Here is a 19,890-nt window from a genome sequence, read left to right as displayed (position 1 = left end):
GCGCCCAGAACACGAGACCCTCCAGGGCGACGTCCGAGGGTGGTTGCGGTTTCAAAAACCCGGAACGGCCACCGACGCTCTTCTCAGTTCCGTCAGGTGGTTGCGGTTTCAAAAACCCGGAACGATCTGCTGAAGCCCCAGGTGAACGCGCTGTTCCGCGGCCTGACAAACTTCGCCGGGAAATCGACCCCCGGAGGATCACCACCCATGACGTCGGGTCACCCGCGGCCGAACCGGCCGGTTCAGATATCGGTCCTCAGCGCGCTGCTGGCGGTGGCGCTCGTGGTCCTCACGCTCGCCGGATTCACCACTGGTCTCTTCGGATGGCATCCCGGGACACCGACGGCGGCGAAGGGGTCGCGGTCGGTGAACCTGCCGGCGACGGTGGGGCCGCCGGGTATCCGCAGCGCCGACGAGACGAAGCATCCGGTGGCCGCGGCTGCCGTCCTGATCAGCGGCAACACGTGGTTCGCGGACGGCTCCCACTGGTACGGCGCCGTGATCAGCGCGGACTCGGGCGAATACCGGGTGTTCGTCAACAACGCCGGGGCCGCCGGGTCCACGACAGCTGACTGAGTTGTTGGTCATTACTGGCCGCCGTCGAACGGATGTACTATTCGCCGGGTGAAGGCGAAGCGGCGGAGGAAGGCGTTGCGGCCGATCGCGGCGTCGTTCGTTGTCGCCGCGCCTGCGGGCACCCGCATTCGGACGAGGCTGCGGCCCAGTATCGGGGAGGCTGCTGTCCTGGCACAGGTCGGAGCCTTTTTGGGTGGGCTGTATCGGGCTGATCTGGCCGTCCGGGTCCGGCTTGGCGACGTGTCCGGCAAGGACACCCAGCGCGCGCGGCGTAAGCGGGAGTTGACCGCGGTCACGACCTCCCGGTGGGCCGGCTCGATCACCCGGGCAGCCGAGGACCAGTACCAACTCGGGATGCGGGCGCTCAGAGCAGACGTGTCGAGCCTGGGTCAGGCCCTGACCGTCCTGGACGCGCGGATCGGCGCCCCGGTCGGCGGCCGGGTCGGCCGGATATCCGGTTATGCCAGCCGCAGCGAGCGGGCCGCCAAACTACAGCGCCGCCAGGCCTTGGCCGCCCGCGCCGCCGCCGCCCGAGATCGGCTGGCCGATGGTCGTCCGGCGATCGTTGCGGGCGGACGGCGGCTGGCCAAGACCCGCCACCGGCTCGACGCCGCCGGGCTCACCCAGGCGCAGTGGCGGGCCCGGTGGGACGCGGCCCGCATGTTCCTGACCGCCGACGGCGAGACCGGTGCCCCGCACGGCAACTACACCATCACCGTCACGCCCGGCGGCGTCGTGTCAATCGCCCTGCCCGCCCCGCTCAAGCATCTGGCGAACGCCGGACGCGGCAGATACCGGCTCACCGAGCCGGTCGCGTTCACGCATCGGGCCGGGCAGTGGGCCGACCGGGTCGCCGCCGACCGGTCGGTGCGCTACGACATCCGCTTCGATGCGGTGCGGGGCCGCTGGTACCTGGACGCCTCCTGGACGACCCCGGCCTACACGCCCGGCCTGGACGCGCTCGCCGGCGGCAGGTTGCTGGGTATCGACCTGAACGCGGATCATCTCGCCGCGCATGTCATCGACGCGCACGGCAACCCGGTCGGCGCCCCGATCACCATCCCCCTCGACCTTCCGGCCCGGCCTCGCAACGTGACGGACGGCTACGCGCCGCGATCAGCCACGCCCTGCACCTCGCGCACCTGCACGGCTGCCCGGCGATCGCGGTCGAGAACCTGGGCTTCGCCGACGCCCGCGCCACCGGCCGGGAGACCATGGGCCGCGGTGCCCGGGGTAAGCGGTTCCGGCGTACGGTCGCCGGGATCCCCGCCGCACAGTTCCGGGATCGTCTCGCCGGCATGGCCTCCACCGCCGGGATCGCGGTGATCGCCGTCGACCCGGCCTACACCTCTAAATGGGGCGGGCAGCATTGGAAATCTGCCCTCACCAGTAAGACTTCCGCCGCGACCCGGCATCATGCCGCGGCGGTGGTGATCGCACGACGCGCCCACGGCTTCACGGCGCGGCGACGGTCAGGTGTCACCCGGACACGACCAGCGGATCGCGCTCGGGAAACTACCGGCCAGGCCGCACCCCACACCATGGGCGTCAGGGAACAACAGTTCGGGCTGGTCGAGACGGCACGCACCACACCCGTGGGCAAGACGCGCCCGGCCCCGACCAGAGACCCCGGCGTTCCCCGGCCTCGAAGACCGTTCGCGAGGCCCCCGACCCCCGGTCGGGACCAGCGTATTGACCAACTATGGCCAATACGCTGAGGAACGGTTCGGGGCCGTGCTGTCGCCGGACGGCCGCCGCCTGGCCTCCGGCGACGGGATCCTGGACCTCGCGACCGGCCGGTGGACGGCGTACCCGCAGGCCTGGCAGCACCGGGAGCTCGCGGCGCAGGCCTGGTCGCCGGACGGCGCCCGGCTCGCCGTGACCAGCCGCGTGCCCGGCGGCGACGGGCCCGACCCGGCAACGGCGAACGGGTCCGCCACCATGCTGAACCTGCTCGACGTCGCAAGCGGCCAGATCACCGAGGTCGCGGGTCTCCCGGACGCCGCGGCGCTGGACGGCTGGACGGTCGCGTTCTCGCCGGACGGCACGCGTCTGGCCTACCAGGCCTCCGGTCAGGTCGTCATCGTCACCGTCGCCGACGGCCGGAGCAGCGCCGTCCCGTTGCCGGACGGCGCGCGGCTGGCGGGCAAGGGCAGCTGGACCCGCGACGGGCAGGGACTGCTCGTGGTGTCGGGGGAGCACTGCTCCGCCTGCGGCGACTACCCGATGCGCTGGACCGTGACCACCCTCGCGGCGACGACCGGGGCAGCCGTGGGGCCGCGGTATCAGCTCGACGGCGCGTACGCGGTACGGGTGCTCGGCTGGTGGCCCTCCGGCCGCTCGGTGGCTGTCGCATACGCGCCCACCAGCGACGCCACCACGACACTGTTCGACGACGAGGACAGCCGCTACCAGCTGATCAGCATGGACGAGGTCGATTCCGCCCGGCTGTTGGAGCTGTCCCCGGGAGCCGTCCATCACCAGCTGAGCGCGGTCGGCACCGAGGCCGTCGACGTGGCCGACAACGTGCTGGCCGCGGGCCGGCTCGGGACGGCCGCGACGCCGGCGACCACGGTCGACGGCATCACCGACGGCCTGCTCACCGTCGCGGCGCTCGCGGCCGCGACAGCGGTGCTGTCCGGCGGTCTCGCCCTCCGGCGGCGCTTTCGCCGGCCGGCTCCGTAGACGTCACCGAGAGTCGCGGTCATCCCTCAGCCGGGTCCGCTCGCGGAGCAGGTGCCGCAGCCCGACCTCACCGTGCGGTCGCGACGGCTCGCCCGCCGTCCGGCCGGCCGTCTCGGCCCGCAGCCGGGCGGCGGTCCGGGCCAGCCGGCGCAGGCGGCGCTCGACGAGGCGCTCGACGTGCAGGGCGATCCAGCCGCAGAGCACGGCGAGGGGCAGTTCGATGAACGCGGCCGACAGCACGGCGGTGAGCATCTCCGACCGGCTCGACAGCATGATGTCGAACCAGGCGTCGACCACCAGCAGCGTGGCGGTCGCGCCGGCCAGCAGGCCGACCCGGGGCTGGCCGCGCCAGGCCGTATACGCCGTGGCCAGCAGCCCCAGCACGAGCAGCACGTCGAAGCCGACCCAGGCGGTGCGGTAGTTGTGGGTGTGCATCCGCTGCGGCAGGGTCAGCGACAGGTAGATCGTCCACGGGATGGTGGCCGCGCCCAGCACCGCGAACAGCGGCGCCACCCACCTCGGCGCGGGCCGCCGCTGCGCGGGAGTGATCGTGGCGTCGGCTCCGCTCATGCGTGAAGCATGCCACCGGAAGATGTGGGCCGCGCCCCGCACCCGGCGGCCACGTCCGCCACCCCGGAACAGCCCCGACGACCACCCGGCGACCGCGAGTACCGCGCGGGTCCGGACCGAGGCGCGGCTCGCACTCCCGGCCGGCTGTCGGATTGCCCGGCACCAGGGCGGGCCGGCGTCGGATTTCCGGGTTCTGCGGCAGGTGGCTGGCCGGGAAGCGGCCGTTGCCCGACTCTGGCTGCCGGCGGGCGCCCGGCCCGCCGTGGAGGAGCTTTCCGTACATGGTGACAACAGAGCAGACAACGGTCGAGCGGCTCGGCCCCACGCTGGTGATGGCCTGCGTCGCGGTGTTCGTGGCGTACCTGCCGGTGACCACGGTCGCGGTGAGCCTGCCGGCGATCCAGGCGGCGCTGGGGGCGTCGACCGCCGACCTGTCCTGGGTGTCGGACGCGTTCGTGCTGCCGATGGCCGCGCTGATCCTGACCGCGGGCGTCTTCGGTGACGTGCACGGCCGCCGGAAGGTCTTCCTGGCCGGCCTGCTGTGCTGCGCGGCGGGTTCGGCCGTCGCGCTGTCCGCCTCGTCGATCGGGGTCGTCTGGCTCGGCCAGGCGCTCGCCGGGATCGGCGCGGCGGCGCTGCTGCCCACCACGCTCGCGCTGATCAGCCACGCGGTGCCGGACCCGAGGCGGCGGGGCGGCTGCATCGCCCTGTGGGCGACCGCGCTCATGCTCGCCCTGGCGGTCGGCCCGCTGCTGGCCGGCGTGGTCCTGGAGCACGCCGGGTGGCGGTGGATCTACCTGCCCTCGATCCCGCTCGCGCTGCTCACCGCGGCGCTCGCGATCCCGCTGGTCACCGACTCGAGGGCGCCCGGCAAACGGCACCTGGACGGGCCGGGCCAGGTCACCGTCGCGGTGGCGATCGTCGCGCTGGTGTTCGCCGTCATCGAGGGCGGGGCCGGTTCGTTCACCGAGCCGGCGGTGCTGGGCGCGTTCGCGGTCGCGGCGCTGGCCCTGGCCGCGTTCGTCGGGGTGGAGCGCCGCAGCGACTCGCCGATGCTGAGCCCGGCCCTCTTCGCGAGCCGGGGCTTCACCGGCACGGCGGTGATCGCGATGGTCAGTTTCCTGGGGGTGATCGGCAGCGTCTTCGTGCTGAGTCTCTATTTCGGCCTGGTCCAGCAGTTGTCGACGATGGAGGCGGCGCTGCGCCTGCTGGTCAGCACGGCCGTGCCGGTGGTGGCCGGTCCGCTGGTCGGGCGGCTGATGCACCGGGTGCCGACCCGCTGGCTGCTCAGCGGCGGCCTGGTCGTCTCGTCGGGCGCCCTGTTCTGGCTCGGCACGGTCGACGCCGGCACGTCGTTCGTGGCGATCAGCGGCCCGCTCGCGCTGTTCGGTCTGGGCCTGGGCTTCGTGCTGACCCCGATGACCGCCACCGCGGTCGGCTCGGTGCCGTTTCCGCTGGCCGGGATGGCGGCGGCCGGCAACAACGCGTTCCGTCAGGTCGGCGGCGCGCTCGGCCCGGCGGTCCTGGGCGCGCTCCTGACCAGCCGGGCGGCGGCCACGCTGCCCGCCCACCTGACCGAGGCGGGAGTGGGGGACGCCGACCGGAGGGCCGCCGAAGCGGCCATGGCGGACAGCGGCTTCCAAGCGGTCGCTTCGATCGACTACGGCGACCGGACCGGCGCCGTGCCGGCCGCGCTCGGCCGCGCCTTCCTCGACGGCTTCCACCTGGCACTGACCGTGTCGGCGGCGCTGATGCTGCTCGCCGCGGTGATCGCGGTGGTCTTGTTGAAACAGCCCAAGGCCTGACCGGCAACGGCCGATGATCAAGGAGGTCGATGATCAAGGAGACGGGGTTGATGGACCAGCTCGATCGGCAACTGCTGCAGGCCCTGCAACTCGACGGCCGCACCCCGTTCAGCCGGATCGCGACCGTCCTCGGCGTCTCCGACCAGACCGTCGCCCGCCGGTTCCGCCGCCTGCGCACCGAGGCCGGCCTGCGTGTCCTCGGCGTGGCCGACGAGAGCCGGCTCGGCCGCTCGAACTGGATCGTCCGCCTGCAGTGCACGCCGGACACGGCCGAGGGACTTGCCGGGGCGCTCGCCCGCCGCCCGGACACCTCCTACGTCGCGCTGATCTCCGGCGGCAGCGAGGTGACCTGTGCGATGAAGCCCCGGAGCCGGGCCGACCGCGACGAGCTGCTCCTGAACCGGCTGCGGCGCACCCCGCGGCTGGCCGGGTTCAGCGCGCACTGCCTGCTGCACCGGTTCTACGGCGGGCGGCTCGGCCGGCTGGCGAAGACCGGCGCCCTCACCCCGGAGCAGCAGGCGGCGTTGCGCCCGGCGCCGGTCACCGGCACGGGCACCGCGACCGTCGACGACCTCGACGAGGCGCTGCTCGGCGCGCTGTTCCGGGACGGCCGCGCCACCCTGGCCGAGCTGCAGGCCGCGACCGGCCAGTCCGAGGACGTGCTGCGGCACCGCCTCGACCGGTTGCGGACGAACGGCGTGCTCTACTTCGCCGTGCAGTACGCCCCCGAGCACCTGGGCCACGACGTCGACGCGATGCTCTGGCTCACCGTGACGCCGTCCGCCCTGTCCACGGTCGGGCACGCGCTCGCCGCCCATCCGGAGGTGGAGTTCGCCGCCGCGTCCACCGGCCCGGCGAACATCGTCGCCTCGGTCTCCTGCCGCGACACCGAGCATCTCTACCGGTACCTCAGCGACGACCTCGGCGCCCTGTCCGGCATTCAGTCCGCCGAGACCACCCTGACCCTGCGCCGGATCAAGCAGCTGGCCCTGGGGATAGCCTGACGACGACCCGGATCAACCGGGAAAGCGCAGGTACAACACCACGGTGTCGTCGGTGGCCGGCCCGGGAGCGGGCATCGCGTCGAGCAGGGCCCGGCACAGGTCCGGCACCTCGGCGCGGACCAGCCGGGAGGCCGTGGCGGCCAGCCGCTCGAAGCCGGCGTACAGGGTCTCCCCGCGCCGCTCGACCAGCCCGTCGGTGTAGAGGATCAGGTGCGCGTCCGCCGGCACGGTCAGCGAGCCGTGCCCGCGCGGCCCGGGACTGACCGCGATCGGCAGGGAACGGCCCTCCCACAGAAAGGCCCCGCCCTCCGCGGTCACCAGCAACGGCGGCGGGTGCCCGGCACACACGTACCGAAGCAATCGGGTCTTGAGGTTGAAGTCGGCGTAGCCGACCGTGCCGCTGTAGGCGCCGGTGATCAGGGAGCTCGCCAGGTCCAGCTCGGTGAGCACCTCGGCCGGCCCGGGCGCCGTGCGGGCGAGGACCCGCAGGGCGGCCTGGAGCCGGGCCATCGCGGCGGCCGCGGCCAGGTCGTGGCCGACGATGTCGCCGACGGCGATGCCGATCCGGTCGCCGGGCAGGTCGAAGACGTCGTACCAGTCGCCGCCGACGTCGTGGGTGTGGTCGGCCGGGCGGTAGCCGGCGCTGAACCGCACGCCGGGCCGGTCGGCGGGCAGCGTCGGCAGCAGCGCGCGTTGCAGCCGGCGGGCCGCGCTGACCTGGAGCAACGCCTGATCGCGCTCGGCGATGCCGACGGTCAGGAAGCACGCGCCGAGGATCGCGACGGCGAGGAAGAGCTGCAGGGTGGCGGTCGTCAGCTCGACCGGCCCGCCGAGCAGCGCCCACGGCCCGTGACCGGAACTGGTCATCGCGTTCGCGGTGATCGCCATGGCCAGGCCGGCCGGCATGGTGACCGCGAGCGGCTGCCGGACGGCGAGGCCGAACAGCAGCGGGAGCGGCAGGTAGAACAGTGGCAGGTGCTGCGGCCAGAAGCCGAGCACGGTGACCGCGACGGTGGCGAGGAGCGCGACCGGCAGCATCCGGGTGGGCCGCCAGACCAGCACCGTCCCGGCGACGGTGAGCGCGCCGGCCGCGTCGCCGGCCCAGAACGGCAGGAACGACGCCAGCCAGCCGCGATCCTGGCTCATCGTGATCGTGGTGGCGCCGATCACCGCGCCGAGCAGCGGTCCGGCCAGCACGCAGCAGCCGAGGAACGCGAGCAGGTGGTGCCGCCGGGCGAGGTCCACCCGGCCGGGCACGTTGCGGCGCAGCAGCAGGGCCCCGAGCAGCGGTTCGGCGGTGTTGGCCAGGGCGTAGCCCCACGGGCGGGCCAGCCCGTGCCGGAGGTCGACGGCGATCTCGACGGCGGCCACCACCAGCAGGATCGCCGGCCAGCGCCGGGCCGGCTGCAGCAGCAGCGCGGAGAGGGTCACGCCGGCCGGCAGGAACAGCACGACGATCGAGGTGGCGCCGAAGACCACGAAGGCGATCTCGGCGCCGGCCGCGTACGCCAACGCCACGGTCGTCAGGACGAGCCAGGTGCGCCGTCCGACGTCCGATTTCGCCATCAGGCCATGATGCCGCAGCGTCAGGGCGGAGGATATGGCCAGACTGGTGATCTTGAGGCTCCCGAGACGAACGTACGGTTTTGATCATGCCCTCCCGCTCCACACCTGACCCGGCCCTGCTCCGCGGCCTCACCACCGGCCGCCTCGGCCGCCGGGCCGCCCTCCGCCTCGGCGGACTGTCCGCGCTCGGCGCCACGCTGGCCGCATGCGGCGTCCCGGGCAAGGGCACCCCGGCGGCGAGCGTGGACGCGAGCACCCTGGCCACGTTCTGGGCGGGCCGGAAGCAGAACGGCAAGGTCGACTTCGCGAACTGGCCGCTGTACATGGACCCGGCGCACCCGGAGCTGAAGAAGTTCACCGCGAAGACCGGCATCGAGGTGAACTACCAGGAGGTCATCCAGGAGATGGGCCCGTGGTTCGCCAAGGTGCAGCCGCAGCTGTCGGCGCGGCAGTCGATCGGCTACGACCTGATGGTGATCACCAACGGGATCCAGTTCGGTCAGTTCCGCTCGGCCGGCTTCCTGGCCCCGCTCGACCACGCGCGGATGCCGAACTTCACCGCGAACGCGTCCGCGAAGTACACCGCGGAGAGCTTCGACCCGGCGAACGTGTTCAGCGTGCCGTGGGCGTCCGGGATCACCGGCATCGCCTACGACCCGGCGAGGACCGGCCGGGAGATCACCAGCCTGGCCGACCTGTGGGACCCGGCGTTCAAGGGCAAGGTCGGGATGATGTCGGACGCCACCGAGCTGGGCAATTTCGGTCTGCTCGCGGCCGGGATCAAGCCCGAGGGATCGACTGAGGACGATTGGAAGAAGGCCGCCGCCAAGCTCAAGCAGCAGCGCGACGCCGGCCTGGTCCGCAAGTACTTCGAGCAGGACTACGTCGACGCGCTCGGCAAGGGCGAGGTGTGGCTCACCCAGGCCTGGTCCGGCGACGTCTTCCAGAAGAACCTCTCGGACGGCACGAACCTCAAGTTCGTGATCCCGCAGGAGGGCGGCACGATCTGGACCGACAACTTCGCCATCCCGGTCACCGCCGAGAACCCGGTCGACGCCCTGCTGCTGATCGACTTCTTCTACGAGATCGCGAACGCGGCGACGCTGGCCGAGTACATCAACTACGTCTGCCCGGTGCCCGCCGCGCAGGCGCAGATCAAGACCGACGCGGCGGCGCTGACCGGAACCGATCGCAGCGACATGGAGCAGGTGGCGAACAGCGCGCTGGTTTTCCCGAGCGAGGCGGACTACGCGAAGCTGCACTACTACGTCAACTTCACCACCGCCGAGCAGCAGCAGACCTTCTCCTCGATCTTCGAGGCCATCGTCCTCGGCTGAGACCCTTTCAAAGATCAAAAGCGGCTTACGGTACGGCCTGGAACCCGCGTGATAGCGTCCGGCGGCAGATTCGCGGGGGACAGAGGACATCACATGCATTCCGACGTACGTGTCGACGAGGCCGGCCCGGCTGACCTGGAAATCGTGACCACGCTGTTCCTCGGCTACCTGGAGTTCTACGAGGCGCCCGCCGAGCGGGACGAGGCGCGGGCGTTCCTCGCGGAGCGGATGACCCGGGGCGAGTCGCTGATCCTGCTGGCCCGGGTCGGCGGCGAGCCGGCCGGCTTCACTCAGGTCTTCCCGTCGTTCAGCTCGGTCCGCCGGGCGCCGATCTGGATCCTGAACGACCTGTTCGTGGCCCCGTCCGCCCGCCGCGCCGGGGTGGCCCGGGCGCTGCTGCGGGCCACCGCGGAGCGCGCCGCCGAGCGGGGCGTGGTCCGGATCGAACTGTCCACCGACGAGACGAACAAGACCGCCCAGGCGCTCTACGAGGACGAGGGCTACCTGACCGGCTTCCCGGTCCGCCACTACCTGCGCCGCATCCCCTGACCGGATCCGATCACGGTCAGACCTGCTCGGTGACCACCCGGTAGACCTCGTCGAGCAGGGTCTTCGACTCGAACGGCTTGCGGATCAGCGGCGCGTCGGCCGGCAGCTCCTGGCCGCCGGGCGCCGGGCCGCTGGTGTAACCGGACATGAACAGCACCGGCAGCCCGGGACGGTCCGCCCGAAGCTCCGCGGCCAGCTGGGTGCCGGACATCCCGGGCATGATCACGTCGGTCAGCAGCACGTCGAAGGCCAGCCCGTCGTTGCGGCACATGCGCAGCGCCTCGGCCGGGTGCGGGGCCGAGAACACCTGGTAGCCGGCCTTGCGCAGCAGCCGGCAGACGATGTCGCGGACCTGCTCCTCGTCCTCGACGACCAGGATCCGGCGCCCGTCGCCGGCCTGCACGGCCGCCGCCGGGACCGGCGCGGCGACCCCGGGCGTGCCCTGCGCGCCGGCCGGCAACCGGACCCGCAGCGTGGTGCCCCGGCCCGGCTCCGACTCCAGGCTGATCTGGCCGCCCGCGTCGGTGACCACGCCGTACGCGGTGGCCAGCCCCAGCCCGGTCCCGCTGCCCCGGCCCTTGGTGGTGAAGAACGGCTCGAACGCGCGGGCCACCACCTCCGGTGTCATCCCGCAGCCGGTGTCGGTCACCGCGAGGCAGACCTGGTCGCCGCCGTCCCCGTCGTGCTCCAGCCCGGTGCTGATCGTCAGCCGGCCGCCGGACGGCATCGCGGCCCGCGCGTTGAGCACCGCGTTCAGCACGACCTGCTCCAGCTTGCTGCGGTCCATCACGACCGGCGGCAGGTCGGGGACAAGCACCGTGCCGAGCTCGATGTCCTCGCCGAGCGTCCGGGCCAGCAGCCGGGTCATCTCCGAGGCGACCGCGTTGAGGTCGAGCAGATCCGCCTGCGACGGCTCGGACCGGCTGAACATGAGCAGCTGACGGGTCAGCGCCGCGCCCCGGTCCGCGGCCTGCTTGATGCCGGCCGCGTCGGCCCGGCTGGGATGGTCCTCGCCCAGCTCGTCGACCATCATGTCGGCGTATCCGGAGATCACCGCGAGGATGTTGTTGAAGTCGTGGGCGATGCCGCCGGCGAGCTGCCCGAGCGAGTCGAGCCGCTCCGACTGGCGCAGCTGCTGCTCCAGCTCGACGCGCTGGCGTTCGGCGGCCATCCGCTCGGTGACGTCGCGCAGGATGCCCTCGACCGCGACCAGCCGGCCGGTGTCGTCGGTGACCGCGCCGGCCCGCTGCTCGATCCAGACCACCGCGTCGTCGCGGCGGCGCAGGCGGAACGTGCTGGTCCCGGACCGGGGCGCCCGCCACGACCGCTCGAAGGCGGTCCGGTCCTCGGGCTCGATCCGGTTCAGGATCAGTCGCGGGTCGGCGTAGAAGTCCTCGGCCGGGTAGCCGGTGATCGCCGCGACGGCCCGGCTCAGGTACTCCATCGCCGGGGCCGGTTCCAGCCGGTAGCGGAAGATGATGTCCTGGGCGTGCTCGGCGAGCAGCCGGAACCGTTCCTCGCTGTCGCGCAGGGCGGCCTCGGCCCGGCTGCGCTCGGTGATGTCGGTGGAGATGCCGGCCACCGCGTACGGGACGCCGTGCTCGTCGATCAGCGGGAACTTGACGGTCAGGTAGGTGCGCACGCCGTCGTCGCCGGGCGCCTGCTCCTCCATCTGGACCGGCACCCCGCCGGCCAGCGCCTGCAGGTCGTTCTCCCGGAACGCGTCGGCCACCTCGACCGGGAACAGGTCGTGGTCGGTGAGCCCGACGATGTCCTCGCGGCGCAGGCCGAACAGGCGCTCGTACTGCCGGTTGACCAGCAGGTACCGCCCGTCGGAGTCGCGCATGTAGATCACCGACGAGGTGTAGTCGATCAGCGCCATCAACTGGTCGCGGCCGAGCTCGGGCATCGGCCGGCGGGTGCCGTCGCGCACCTCGGCGCCGGATCGTGCTCCCACGATGCCCCCGGCTCCGTCGTCCGTCCGGGTCATCCGGTCAGTTCCAGCACGACCGGCATGGCCCCTTCCTTTCCGGACCGTAACTCCGGGCCGGGTGTGGCGTCCGGGATTCCGGCGATCAACACGGGGCGCAGCGGGGCGAGCGTATGCTCGCGCCGGGCGCGGGTGATCCGCTCCAGGTAGGTCTCGGTCATCCCGGTGGTGCCGGCCCGGTTCGACACCAGCAGCCGGTCGCCGAGGCCGGCCCGGTCGCGCTCCCGCTGCGGCTTGAACAGGAACTTCTTGCTCAGCATCAGGTGCGCCCCGGAGGCCCGGGCGTGCATCGCCAGCAGCCGGTACCAGTCGACCAGCGCCGGGTGCCGCCCGACGAGCCGGCGCAGGTCGCCGTCGTCCGACCCGCTCAGGCAGGTCTCGTCGCACTCGATCTGGGCGAGCAGCCGGTGCGGCAGCGAGGGCGCGGCCATCAGGTCGGCGATCTCGTCCCGCTCCCGGTCGAGCAGCGCCGGGAACAGGCGCCGGGCCTGCTGCTCGTAGCCGGGTTCGGCGATGCCGAGCAGGAAGTCGCGTTTCAGCGCCTCCGGGTCGAGCGCCCCGCTGGGCGGGATGTCGTCGGTCGTCCAGTGCGCGGCGAACTGCCGGAACACGTCCATGAACATCTCGGCGGCCATGCTCTGCTCGGACGGCATCGCCGCGAAGTCGAGGAACAGCCGGCGCAGCGCGTCCAGCAGTACGGTGGCCTGCCGCACCCGGTGCCGGGCGCCGGCCCCGATCAGGTCGGCGTTGTCCAGGGTCAGCGGCAGCAGGAAGCAGTTGACCGCCAGCTCGATCGTCTCGCCCTGCTTGACCAGCAGGAAGAAGCGCTCCTCGCCGGGCGTGCCGGTGTAGGTGCGGATCCGCCGGTCGTCGAACACGCCCGGCAGATCGGCGACCAGCTCGCCGCGCAGCAGCACCCGGATCGTGCCGACGTTCCACCGCACCAGCGACGCGTAGCTGTCCCGCTCGTAGTGGCCGGTGCCGGTGCGCTCGGCCAGCGCCGCGAAGTAGCGCCGGAACGGGACCTGCGCGGCGCCGACGGTGAGCCCGGCGAACGCCTGCTCCGGATGCCCGGTGCCGTCCGGGGTGTGCTCCTGGTAGTGCCGGGCCACCGAGGCGCCGGCGAACCCCAGGTGCACCACCAGCCGCTGGGCCTGCGCCGGGGTCAGCTGGGCCATCTCCGGCAGCTCGGGAAGCACGTGCTCGCCCAGGTCCGTCACCAGCAGACCGGGCGGTGCGTCGTCTTGCAGGATCGCTTCGTTGAGCCGGGGCAGTTCGTCCAGCACCCAGTCGCCGACCTGTTCCGGACCCATCCGGGCCATCACCTCCGCGGACGTCTCATCCGCTCTGATCGGCTCGGTTGCGACCTTTTTGAGTGCGAGCGGGCAGTTCCGAGTCGCACCCACCGGGTGATCGGCCGTCCGGTGGGATACGCCCCGGGACGGTGTTCCGCGGACGAGACCGGGCATCGGGCCACGAATGCGGAGCGCGGCCCGACGCCCGTACGGCGAAGCGGGTGTTGATCTTTTTCAGTTGCCGCTGATCGACCAGTGCCAGGCCTCGGCGGGCAGGTTGACGAAGCCGTACTCGTCGGCGTGCAGCTTCAGCCACTTGAAGGCCGGGGTGCTCGACGAGATGGTCTTGCCGCCGGACGAGATGTCGATGGCCAGGCCGAGCTCGTGCAGGCTGCGGCCGGGGATCGCGGTCGGGACCCGGCACGACGACGACGGGGCGGTCCAGACGTCCGGGCAGCCGTTGATCACGCGCAGCTCGGCCTGGCGCTGGGTGGTGCGGAAGCCGCCGCCGGAGAGCTGGACGCCGTCGGCCTTCGCGTCGTCGACCATCCGCTTGAAGGCGAAGGCGATGTTCTTGTGCACGGTGACGCCGTAGACCTGGGTGGTGTCGGTGACCTTGAAGACCGGGCGGACCTGGTTGACCACGTCCTTGCTGAGCGTGGCGGCCTGGCCGGCGTAGGACTCGGCGGTCGGCAGCGCGGCGATCGCCTGCCGGGTGGTCGCGGCGGCGGCCGTCATGTAGGCGACCGCGGCGTTCGCCTTGGTCACCCGGGTGGTCGCGGCCCGGGACGCCTTGCCGGCGGCGGACAGCGCGGCGGTGGCCGCCTGCGCCTGGGTCTTGCGGGTGGTGAGCGTCTTGACGGCGGCGGCGACGGCGGTGTTCGCCTTGGTGATCGCGGTGGTGCTGCGGGGCTTGCGCTTCGCCGCCACGCTCAGGTTCTGCCGGGCGGTGGACAGGGCGGTACGGGCGGTCGCCCAGCGGGTCTGGGCGGCGGTGTTCGCGCTGGTGGCGGTGGTCAGGGTGGCCTGCGCGCCGCGCTGCGCCTTACCGGCCGCGGCGACCTCGGCGGTCCAGGTGCGGACCGCCTTCTGCTGGGTGGCCAGCGACGTCCGCATCGCCTGGAGCTGAGCGTCGTGGGTGAGGCTGCGGTACATCAGGCTCGACCAGCTGGCCGCGACCTTGGGTACGGTGGCCTGCGCCGGAGCCGGGAGGCCGAGGGTGGATCCGGCGGCCGTCAGCGCGAGGATCGCCGCGGCGGCGGACCGCTGCCGAGTTCGCTGTCGTGTCGTCATCCGGAGACTGTGAAAGCCGCCGGGTCCGGTGTCCGTTCCTGATCGGGTTCGGTCAGGTTGCGGAACTTCAGTTCGGTTCTCGGTTTTGTTTTTTGCCTCGGGCTCCGGCCCCGGCCTCAGTTCGGGGTGAAGAGGCCCTCGATGCCGACGATGATCGCGATCACGCCGAAGATCGCGATGGCGAGGGACAGGCCGGCCGGGTCGCCCGTCCCGGCCGGGCGCAGGATCCGCTTCCCGGTGAACTTCTCCCAGGTCAGCAGCGCGCCCACGGCCAGGCCGACCACCTCGAAGTGCCAGATGTGGCCGTCGATGAGGTGGACGATGAAGAAGAACCCGGCCGTGATCAGCGCGACGATGCCGACCAGCCAGGACCAGTCGGCCACCCGGTCGGTGAACCGCTCCAGGCCGCCGCCGACGTTCGGCACCCGGCGCAGCAGCGGGATGGCGAGCAGCAGGCCGCCGAGGATGTTCGCAAGATCGAGCAGGAAGGCCATGGCGAGAGCGTAATGGGAGCGCTTCCAGCCCGCTACACGAGGTTGAGTCGTCGTTCCGCGATCGTGATCCGGACCCGCTGACCCCAGGACAGTTCGAGCGCGTCCTGCTCCAGGCCGTCGGCGAAGACCACGAGCCGCTCGCTCTCGCTGGTCAGCTCCAGCTCCTGACCGGCCGCGAGCAGGCCGGTCACCTGCGTGACGCCGGTGGCGGGGGAGGGCCAGGCCTCCCGGACGAACCAGCAGAGCACCGGGTCGGCCGGGCCGGGCAGCGGCGGCGCGGTCACCCGGTCCCGGGCGATCGACGCGCACCAGCCGGTCGCCCCGGTGCCGGTCCCGACGATCAGGCCGGACGACGACTGGCGCTCCCGGGCGCCGTCCGGCGTGGCGATCACGTAGCGGGCCGACTGGTGGCCGGCGTGACCGATGTAGATCTCGTTGAGGCCGGACAGCTCCTGCCCGTCGTCGAGCCGGGCCACCACCATGGTCCGCTGCAGCGTCCGGATCCGGCTGCGGACCAGCTTGCCGACCGCGCTCGCCGGGTGCCGGACCAGCACCCCGGGATTCCGGCCCGGCTCCGGGTTCACCCCGATCACCGGCTGCCCGTCCAGGTACTTCGCCACGTTCGCGACCAGGCCGTCCTGGCCGACCGCGAGCACGATGTCCTCCGGGGCGAACAGGAAGCGGGGCAGGTCCGCACGCTCGACGTGACCGCGCCGCCAGTCGGCCGGGACCGCGCCGCCCACCTCGGTCAGCGCGTCCCGGAGCGCCTCGTGCCGGGCGGTGACCTCGTCGAGGTCCCGCCCGCGCTGCTTGAGGAAGTAGGCGGCGGCGCCGCGGGTGCCGTGCCGGGCGAGGAGCTCGTCGAGCTCGCTGCGCCGCGACACGACCACGATGCGCGGGGTGAGGGTGCTCATGACCCGATCCGCCCGACGAGCTTGCTGAGCAGGTCCGGCGTGATCGTCAGCTCGCCGATCGCCGGCACGTTCTGCGCCAGCTCCTTGAGCGCGAGCGCCTGCAGCACCTCGGGCGGCAGGTCCCGGTACGCCGCGAGCTTCGCCGCCTCGGCCTCCGCCTCGGCCAGACCGACCACCCGGGCGCCGGCCGCGCGGGCCTCGTCCCGCAGCCGCTCGGCGTCCGCCTCGGCGCCCGCGGCCAGGCGCGCACGGGCGGCCTCGCTCTGCGCGGTGACCAGCTGCGACTCGCTCTTCAACTCGGCGGCGCGGCGCGAGTTGGCGCCGTTCTGCTCGACCAGCTGCTGCTCCTGCCGGGCCAGCTCGATCTTGCTCTGCAGCTCGTTCTCGGCGATCGTGCGCTCCTGCTGGACGGCCTGCGCCCGCCGGGCGTAGGTGGCCCGGTCCGCGTCCTGCTGCACCTTCTCCCGGGTCGGGGTCTGCAGCGCGCGCTCCAGCTCCGGCTCCGGCCGCAGCGCCACCACCCGGGCGCTGACCACGGTCACCCCGGTCTCGGCCAGGCGCGGGTCGGTGGCCAGCGCGTCCGCGACCGACTGCCGGATCGGGGCGATCCCGGTGGTGAGCGCGTCGGCCAGCGGCAGCCGGGCGATCACGTCCAGCGCGGGCTGCTGGGCCAGCTCGGCGAGCAGCGTGGCGACCTGGTCCAGCGGCTGCCCGTTCCACTTGCCCTTGTACGGATCGATCGAGAAGTCCAGCCGGCCCGCCGCCGCGGCCGGGTCACTGAACCGGTAGGTCACCGTGGCCTGCACGGTCACGTCGGCGAAGTCCTCGGTGCGGGCGTGGAACAGCAGCGGCAGCTCGCGGTCGTCGACCGGCACCTCGGAGAGCACCGCGGTCAGCGGCCGGTACCAGAACGCGAGGCCGGTGCCGGAGCGCTTCGCCTTGCCCTGGACGGTCCAGCTGACCCAGCTGGTCGGGGCGGAGCGCAGGTGTCGCAGGTGCAGGCGGCGTTTGACGTCGGCCATCGGGGGTCCTTCCTTCGTTTTCGTCACGATGACGATAAAGCCTGTGGTTATTATCGTCAACATGACGCTATACATGGCGGCCGTCACAGTTGATCTCGTGCTGCTGACCATCCGGCAGAGCGCGCTCCAGGCGCTGCTGATCCGGCGCGGCATCGAGCCGTACCGGGGGCGGTGGGCGCTCCCCGGCGGCTTCGTCCACGACGACGAGGACCTCGACCAGGCGGCGGCCCGCGAACTGCGCGAGGAGACCGGGGTGGACCCGTCGACCGGGCATTTCGAACAACTGGCGACGTACGGCACCCCCGGGCGGGATCCGCGCGGGCGGGTGGTGACCGTGGCATACCTGGCGATGGTCCCGGACCTGCCGGTGCCGGTGGCCGGCAGCGACGCCGACCGCGCCGAGTGGCGGCCGCTGGCCGAGTCGTCCGGCCTCGCCTTCGACCACGACCGGATCCTGGCCGACGGGGTGGAGCGGGCCCGGGCCAAGCTCGAGTACACGCCGCTGGCGACGGCGTTCTGCGCCCCGGAGTTCACCGTGGCCGATCTCCGCGACGTCTACGAGACGGTCTGGCGCACCCGGCTGGACCCGCGCAACTTCCACCGCAAGGTGACGTCGGCCGAGGGCTTCATCGAGCCGACCGGCCACAGCGTCACCCGCGACCGCGGCCGCCCCGCCCAACTGTTCCGCCGCGGCCCGGCCACCCTCCTCCACCCACCCCTGCTGCGCCCCTGACGGCCGGGGCCCGGCTCGGGGGATAGGATCGGAACCTTGTTCCGGTTGGGTGTGGAGGCGCGCGGTGGCTGACGAGACGGCGGAGCCGGTGCGGCGGGTGCGGGCGGATGCGCAGCGTAGCCGGGACGCGTTGCGGGAGGCGGCCAAGGAGGTGTTCGCCAGTTCCGGGGTCGATGCTCCGGTGCGGGAGATCGCCGAGCGGGCCGGGGTCGGGCTGGGGACCGTCTACCGGAACTTCCCGCAGCGGTCGGATCTGGTGGCCGCGGTCTTCCAGCACGAGATCGACCAGTGCGCGGCGGCGGCGACGGAGCTGGCGGCGGCCCATCCGCCGGTCGAGGCGCTGCGGCTGTGGCTGGATCGGTACATCGAGTTCATGGCGACCAAGCGGGGGCTGGCCGCGGCCCTGCACTCCGGGGACCCGGCGTTCGCGCCGCTGCCGGCGTACTTCGACCGGCATCTGCGGCCGGCGCTGAGCACGCTGCTCGACGACGCCGCGCGGGCCGGGCTGGTGCGGCGCGACGTGGACCCCTACGACCTGCTGCGGGCGGTGGCCAACCTGTGCCTGCCGGCCGAGGAGGAACCGGACCACACCCGGCGGATGGTCGCCCTGCTCGTCGACGGTCTCCGGTACGGGGTGACACCCGAATAGGTGTCAAGGATCGGACGGCGTCGAACCGTTGGGCGTTTCGCGGTGTGTTCTCTGGCGTAGCACGGATGCCAGGGGGAGATCGCGATGAGCCAGGGATACCCGTCGTTCCCGTCATGGGATGAAGCGATGCCGGCCACCTACGCGCCGCCGCCGCCGATCGTGCACCCGGCTCCGCGGCCGGGCGTCTACGGCGCGCCGCGTCCGGACACCGGGCCCGCGCCGCGTCCGCCGGTGCCGGAGCCGCCGGTGTCCCAGCCGCCGGTGTCCCAGCCCATCGTCTACCCGGCGCCGCCGCCGTCCTATCCCGTGACCGCGCAGCAGCCGGTCACCTATGCCGCGACCGCGCCGCAGGCGGTCTCCTATCCCGCGCCGCTGCCCGGGTACGGGACGGCGACGATCGCGGTGACGATGCGGTTCGCGCCGATCGCGGTGCTGCTCGGGATCGTCAAGCCGGTCCTGACCGTCGACGGCCGGCCGGTTCGCGCCGCCTGGAAGCGCCGGGTCGTCGTACCGGTCGATCCGGGTCCGCATCTGGTGCACGCGAACGTGCCGTTCGTGCTGGGTGGCCGGGCCGATCTCCCGGTCGAGCTCGCGCCCGGTCAGACCGCCTCGCTGGAGTACCGGGCCCCGGTGCTGCCGTTCCTGCGTGGCGCGTTCGGCCCGCCGCCGCAGCGCTACCCGGGCCTGGGCGCCGCCGTCGCGATCAACGTGGTCGCGGCCGCCGCCCTGGTCGCCGGCGGGCTGGTGGGTTTCACCGGCGTCGGTGACCGGCCCGGGTTCGCCCTGCCGGCCGGGGGCACGCCGGCGCCGGCGAAGTCGACGGCGTTCGAGGCGCCGACCTTCCCGGTGGCGCCGACCGGCCCGGCGGTGCCGAAGTTCCCCGAGTCGTCCCAGGGCGACGCCGGCTCCGGCCTCCGCCGGGACGCGCCCGACCGCAAGGTCACCGGCGCCACCTTCGGCCGGGACGAGAAGACCGACGTCGCGGCGCCGGCCGGCTGGCCGTTCGCGTTCCGGATCCCCGGTTCCTGGACGTGCGTACCGGGAAAGATCGATCTTCCGGAGACCGAGGCGGTGGTCTGCCAGGACAGGAAGAAGACGGGTGAGCGTGCCGGGATCATCCTGCGCACCTGCCCGGACGGCTGCGACGCGGCCGACCGCAAGGCGCTGGACCAGGACTGGTTCGTGAACACCGGCGGGCTGCGGCGGGTGGACGGCGACACCCGGTTCCGGCAGACCGCGAAGAACGCCGACGGCCGGTACCAGCTGGAGCTCGGGCACTACTTCACCGACCCGGCCGGCGGTACGAAGTTCCAGGTCGGCGTGGACGCCCGGACGTCGCCGGCGACCAAGGCCGCGGCGCAGAAGGTGGTCAACGACGTGCTGTCGCAGACCACCTTCTGACCGAAGG

General features: G+C 72.8%; 18 protein-coding genes. 10 read left to right on the top strand and 8 right to left on the bottom strand.

All coding sequences use genetic code 11. The features are described from left to right. Positions 1-39 precede the first annotated feature (39 nt). The 3 genes from L3i22_RS28200 (at position 40) to L3i22_RS28190 (ending at position 3,261) form a co-directional block, all read left to right on the top strand. Complete coding sequence (locus tag L3i22_RS28200) at positions 40-576, top strand: hypothetical protein (RefSeq protein ID WP_221320554.1); 537 nt, start codon at positions 40-42, stop codon at positions 574-576. A gap of 189 nt (positions 577-765) precedes the next feature. Beyond that, the gene (locus L3i22_RS28195) at positions 766-1,902 is read left to right on the top strand and encodes a hypothetical protein (RefSeq protein WP_221320553.1); all 1,137 of its coding nucleotides are present in this window, start codon (positions 766-768) and stop codon (positions 1,900-1,902) included. 408 nt (positions 1,903-2,310) lie between these two features. Continuing rightward, positions 2,311-3,261, top strand: coding sequence for a hypothetical protein (locus L3i22_RS28190; protein ID WP_221320552.1), 951 nt, complete (start codon positions 2,311-2,313; stop codon positions 3,259-3,261). A 3-nt stretch (positions 3,262-3,264) separates the two neighbouring features. On the opposite strand, the gene L3i22_RS28185 is transcribed toward L3i22_RS28190, so the two are convergent. Further along, the gene (locus L3i22_RS28185; RefSeq protein WP_221320551.1) at positions 3,265-3,831 is read right to left on the bottom strand and encodes a hypothetical protein; all 567 of its coding nucleotides are present in this window, start codon (positions 3,829-3,831) and stop codon (positions 3,265-3,267) included. A 281-nt stretch (positions 3,832-4,112) separates the two neighbouring features. On the opposite strand from L3i22_RS28185, the gene L3i22_RS28180 reads away from it, so the two are divergent. After that, positions 4,113-5,636, top strand: coding sequence for an MFS transporter (locus tag L3i22_RS28180; RefSeq protein WP_221320550.1), 1,524 nt, complete (start codon positions 4,113-4,115; stop codon positions 5,634-5,636). Positions 5,637-5,665: 29 nt separating this feature from the next. Then, positions 5,666-6,640: an Lrp/AsnC family transcriptional regulator gene (locus L3i22_RS28175; protein WP_221320549.1), complete on the top strand. Its 975-nt coding sequence runs from the start codon at positions 5,666-5,668 to the stop codon at positions 6,638-6,640. 12 nt (positions 6,641-6,652) lie between these two features. Here the strand turns inward: L3i22_RS28175 and L3i22_RS28170 are convergent, their stop codons facing one another. Then, positions 6,653-8,206 carry a PP2C family protein-serine/threonine phosphatase gene (locus L3i22_RS28170; protein ID WP_221320548.1) on the bottom strand — a complete coding sequence of 518 codons (1,554 nt, stop codon included), beginning with the start codon at positions 8,204-8,206 and terminating at the stop codon, positions 6,653-6,655. 86 nt (positions 8,207-8,292) lie between these two features. On the opposite strand from L3i22_RS28170, the gene L3i22_RS28165 reads away from it, so the two are divergent. Beyond that, positions 8,293-9,543, top strand: coding sequence for a spermidine/putrescine ABC transporter substrate-binding protein (locus L3i22_RS28165; protein ID WP_221320547.1), 1,251 nt, complete (start codon positions 8,293-8,295; stop codon positions 9,541-9,543). Between the two features lie 93 nt (positions 9,544-9,636). Further along, on the top strand, positions 9,637-10,092 hold the full coding sequence (locus L3i22_RS28160; RefSeq protein WP_221320546.1) for a GNAT family N-acetyltransferase: 456 nt from the start codon (positions 9,637-9,639) through the stop codon (positions 10,090-10,092). 16 nt (positions 10,093-10,108) lie between these two features. Here the strand turns inward: L3i22_RS28160 and L3i22_RS28155 are convergent, their stop codons facing one another. The 6 genes from L3i22_RS28155 to L3i22_RS28130 all read right to left on the bottom strand — a co-directional run bounded on the left by L3i22_RS28155 (position 10,109) and on the right by L3i22_RS28130 (position 17,100). Next, positions 10,109-12,049, bottom strand: coding sequence for a PAS domain-containing sensor histidine kinase (locus L3i22_RS28155; protein WP_255657188.1), 1,941 nt, complete (start codon positions 12,047-12,049; stop codon positions 10,109-10,111). A 29-nt stretch (positions 12,050-12,078) separates the two neighbouring features. Next, complete coding sequence (locus tag L3i22_RS28150) at positions 12,079-13,395, bottom strand: hypothetical protein (RefSeq protein WP_221320544.1); 1,317 nt, start codon at positions 13,393-13,395, stop codon at positions 12,079-12,081. A 216-nt stretch (positions 13,396-13,611) separates the two neighbouring features. Next, positions 13,612-14,670, bottom strand: coding sequence for a D-alanyl-D-alanine carboxypeptidase family protein (locus L3i22_RS28145; RefSeq protein WP_255657187.1), 1,059 nt, complete (start codon positions 14,668-14,670; stop codon positions 13,612-13,614). A 116-nt stretch (positions 14,671-14,786) separates the two neighbouring features. Next, on the bottom strand, positions 14,787-15,164 hold the full coding sequence (locus L3i22_RS28140; protein WP_221320543.1) for a hypothetical protein: 378 nt from the start codon (positions 15,162-15,164) through the stop codon (positions 14,787-14,789). Positions 15,165-15,196: 32 nt separating this feature from the next. Then, positions 15,197-16,078: a hypothetical protein gene (locus L3i22_RS28135; protein WP_221320542.1), complete on the bottom strand. Its 882-nt coding sequence runs from the start codon at positions 16,076-16,078 to the stop codon at positions 15,197-15,199. Further along, entirely contained in the window at positions 16,075-17,100 is a 1,026-nt protein-coding gene (locus tag L3i22_RS28130; protein ID WP_221320541.1) for an SPFH domain-containing protein, read from the bottom strand. The genes L3i22_RS28135 and L3i22_RS28130 overlap by 4 nt, the downstream gene beginning before the upstream one ends. Before the next feature lie 61 nt (positions 17,101-17,161). Between L3i22_RS28130 and L3i22_RS28125 the strand changes: the two genes are divergently transcribed. The 3 genes from L3i22_RS28125 to L3i22_RS28115 all read left to right on the top strand — a co-directional run bounded on the left by L3i22_RS28125 (position 17,162) and on the right by L3i22_RS28115 (position 19,883). After that, positions 17,162-17,833: an NUDIX domain-containing protein gene (locus L3i22_RS28125; protein ID WP_221320540.1), complete on the top strand. Its 672-nt coding sequence runs from the start codon at positions 17,162-17,164 to the stop codon at positions 17,831-17,833. A gap of 64 nt (positions 17,834-17,897) precedes the next feature. Continuing rightward, positions 17,898-18,482, top strand: coding sequence for a TetR/AcrR family transcriptional regulator (locus tag L3i22_RS28120; protein WP_255657186.1), 585 nt, complete (start codon positions 17,898-17,900; stop codon positions 18,480-18,482). An 84-nt stretch (positions 18,483-18,566) separates the two neighbouring features. Further along, positions 18,567-19,883, top strand: a complete 1,317-nt coding sequence (locus tag L3i22_RS28115; RefSeq protein ID WP_221320539.1) for a hypothetical protein — start codon at positions 18,567-18,569, stop codon at positions 19,881-19,883. Positions 19,884-19,890 lie beyond the last annotated feature (7 nt).

Source organism: Actinoplanes sp. L3-i22 (genome assembly GCF_019704555.1).
In the GTDB taxonomy this organism is placed as follows: domain Bacteria; phylum Actinomycetota; class Actinomycetes; order Mycobacteriales; family Micromonosporaceae; genus Actinoplanes.
Note: the sequence above shows the minus strand (reverse complement) of the source record. Positions and strands in the feature narration are given on the sequence as shown.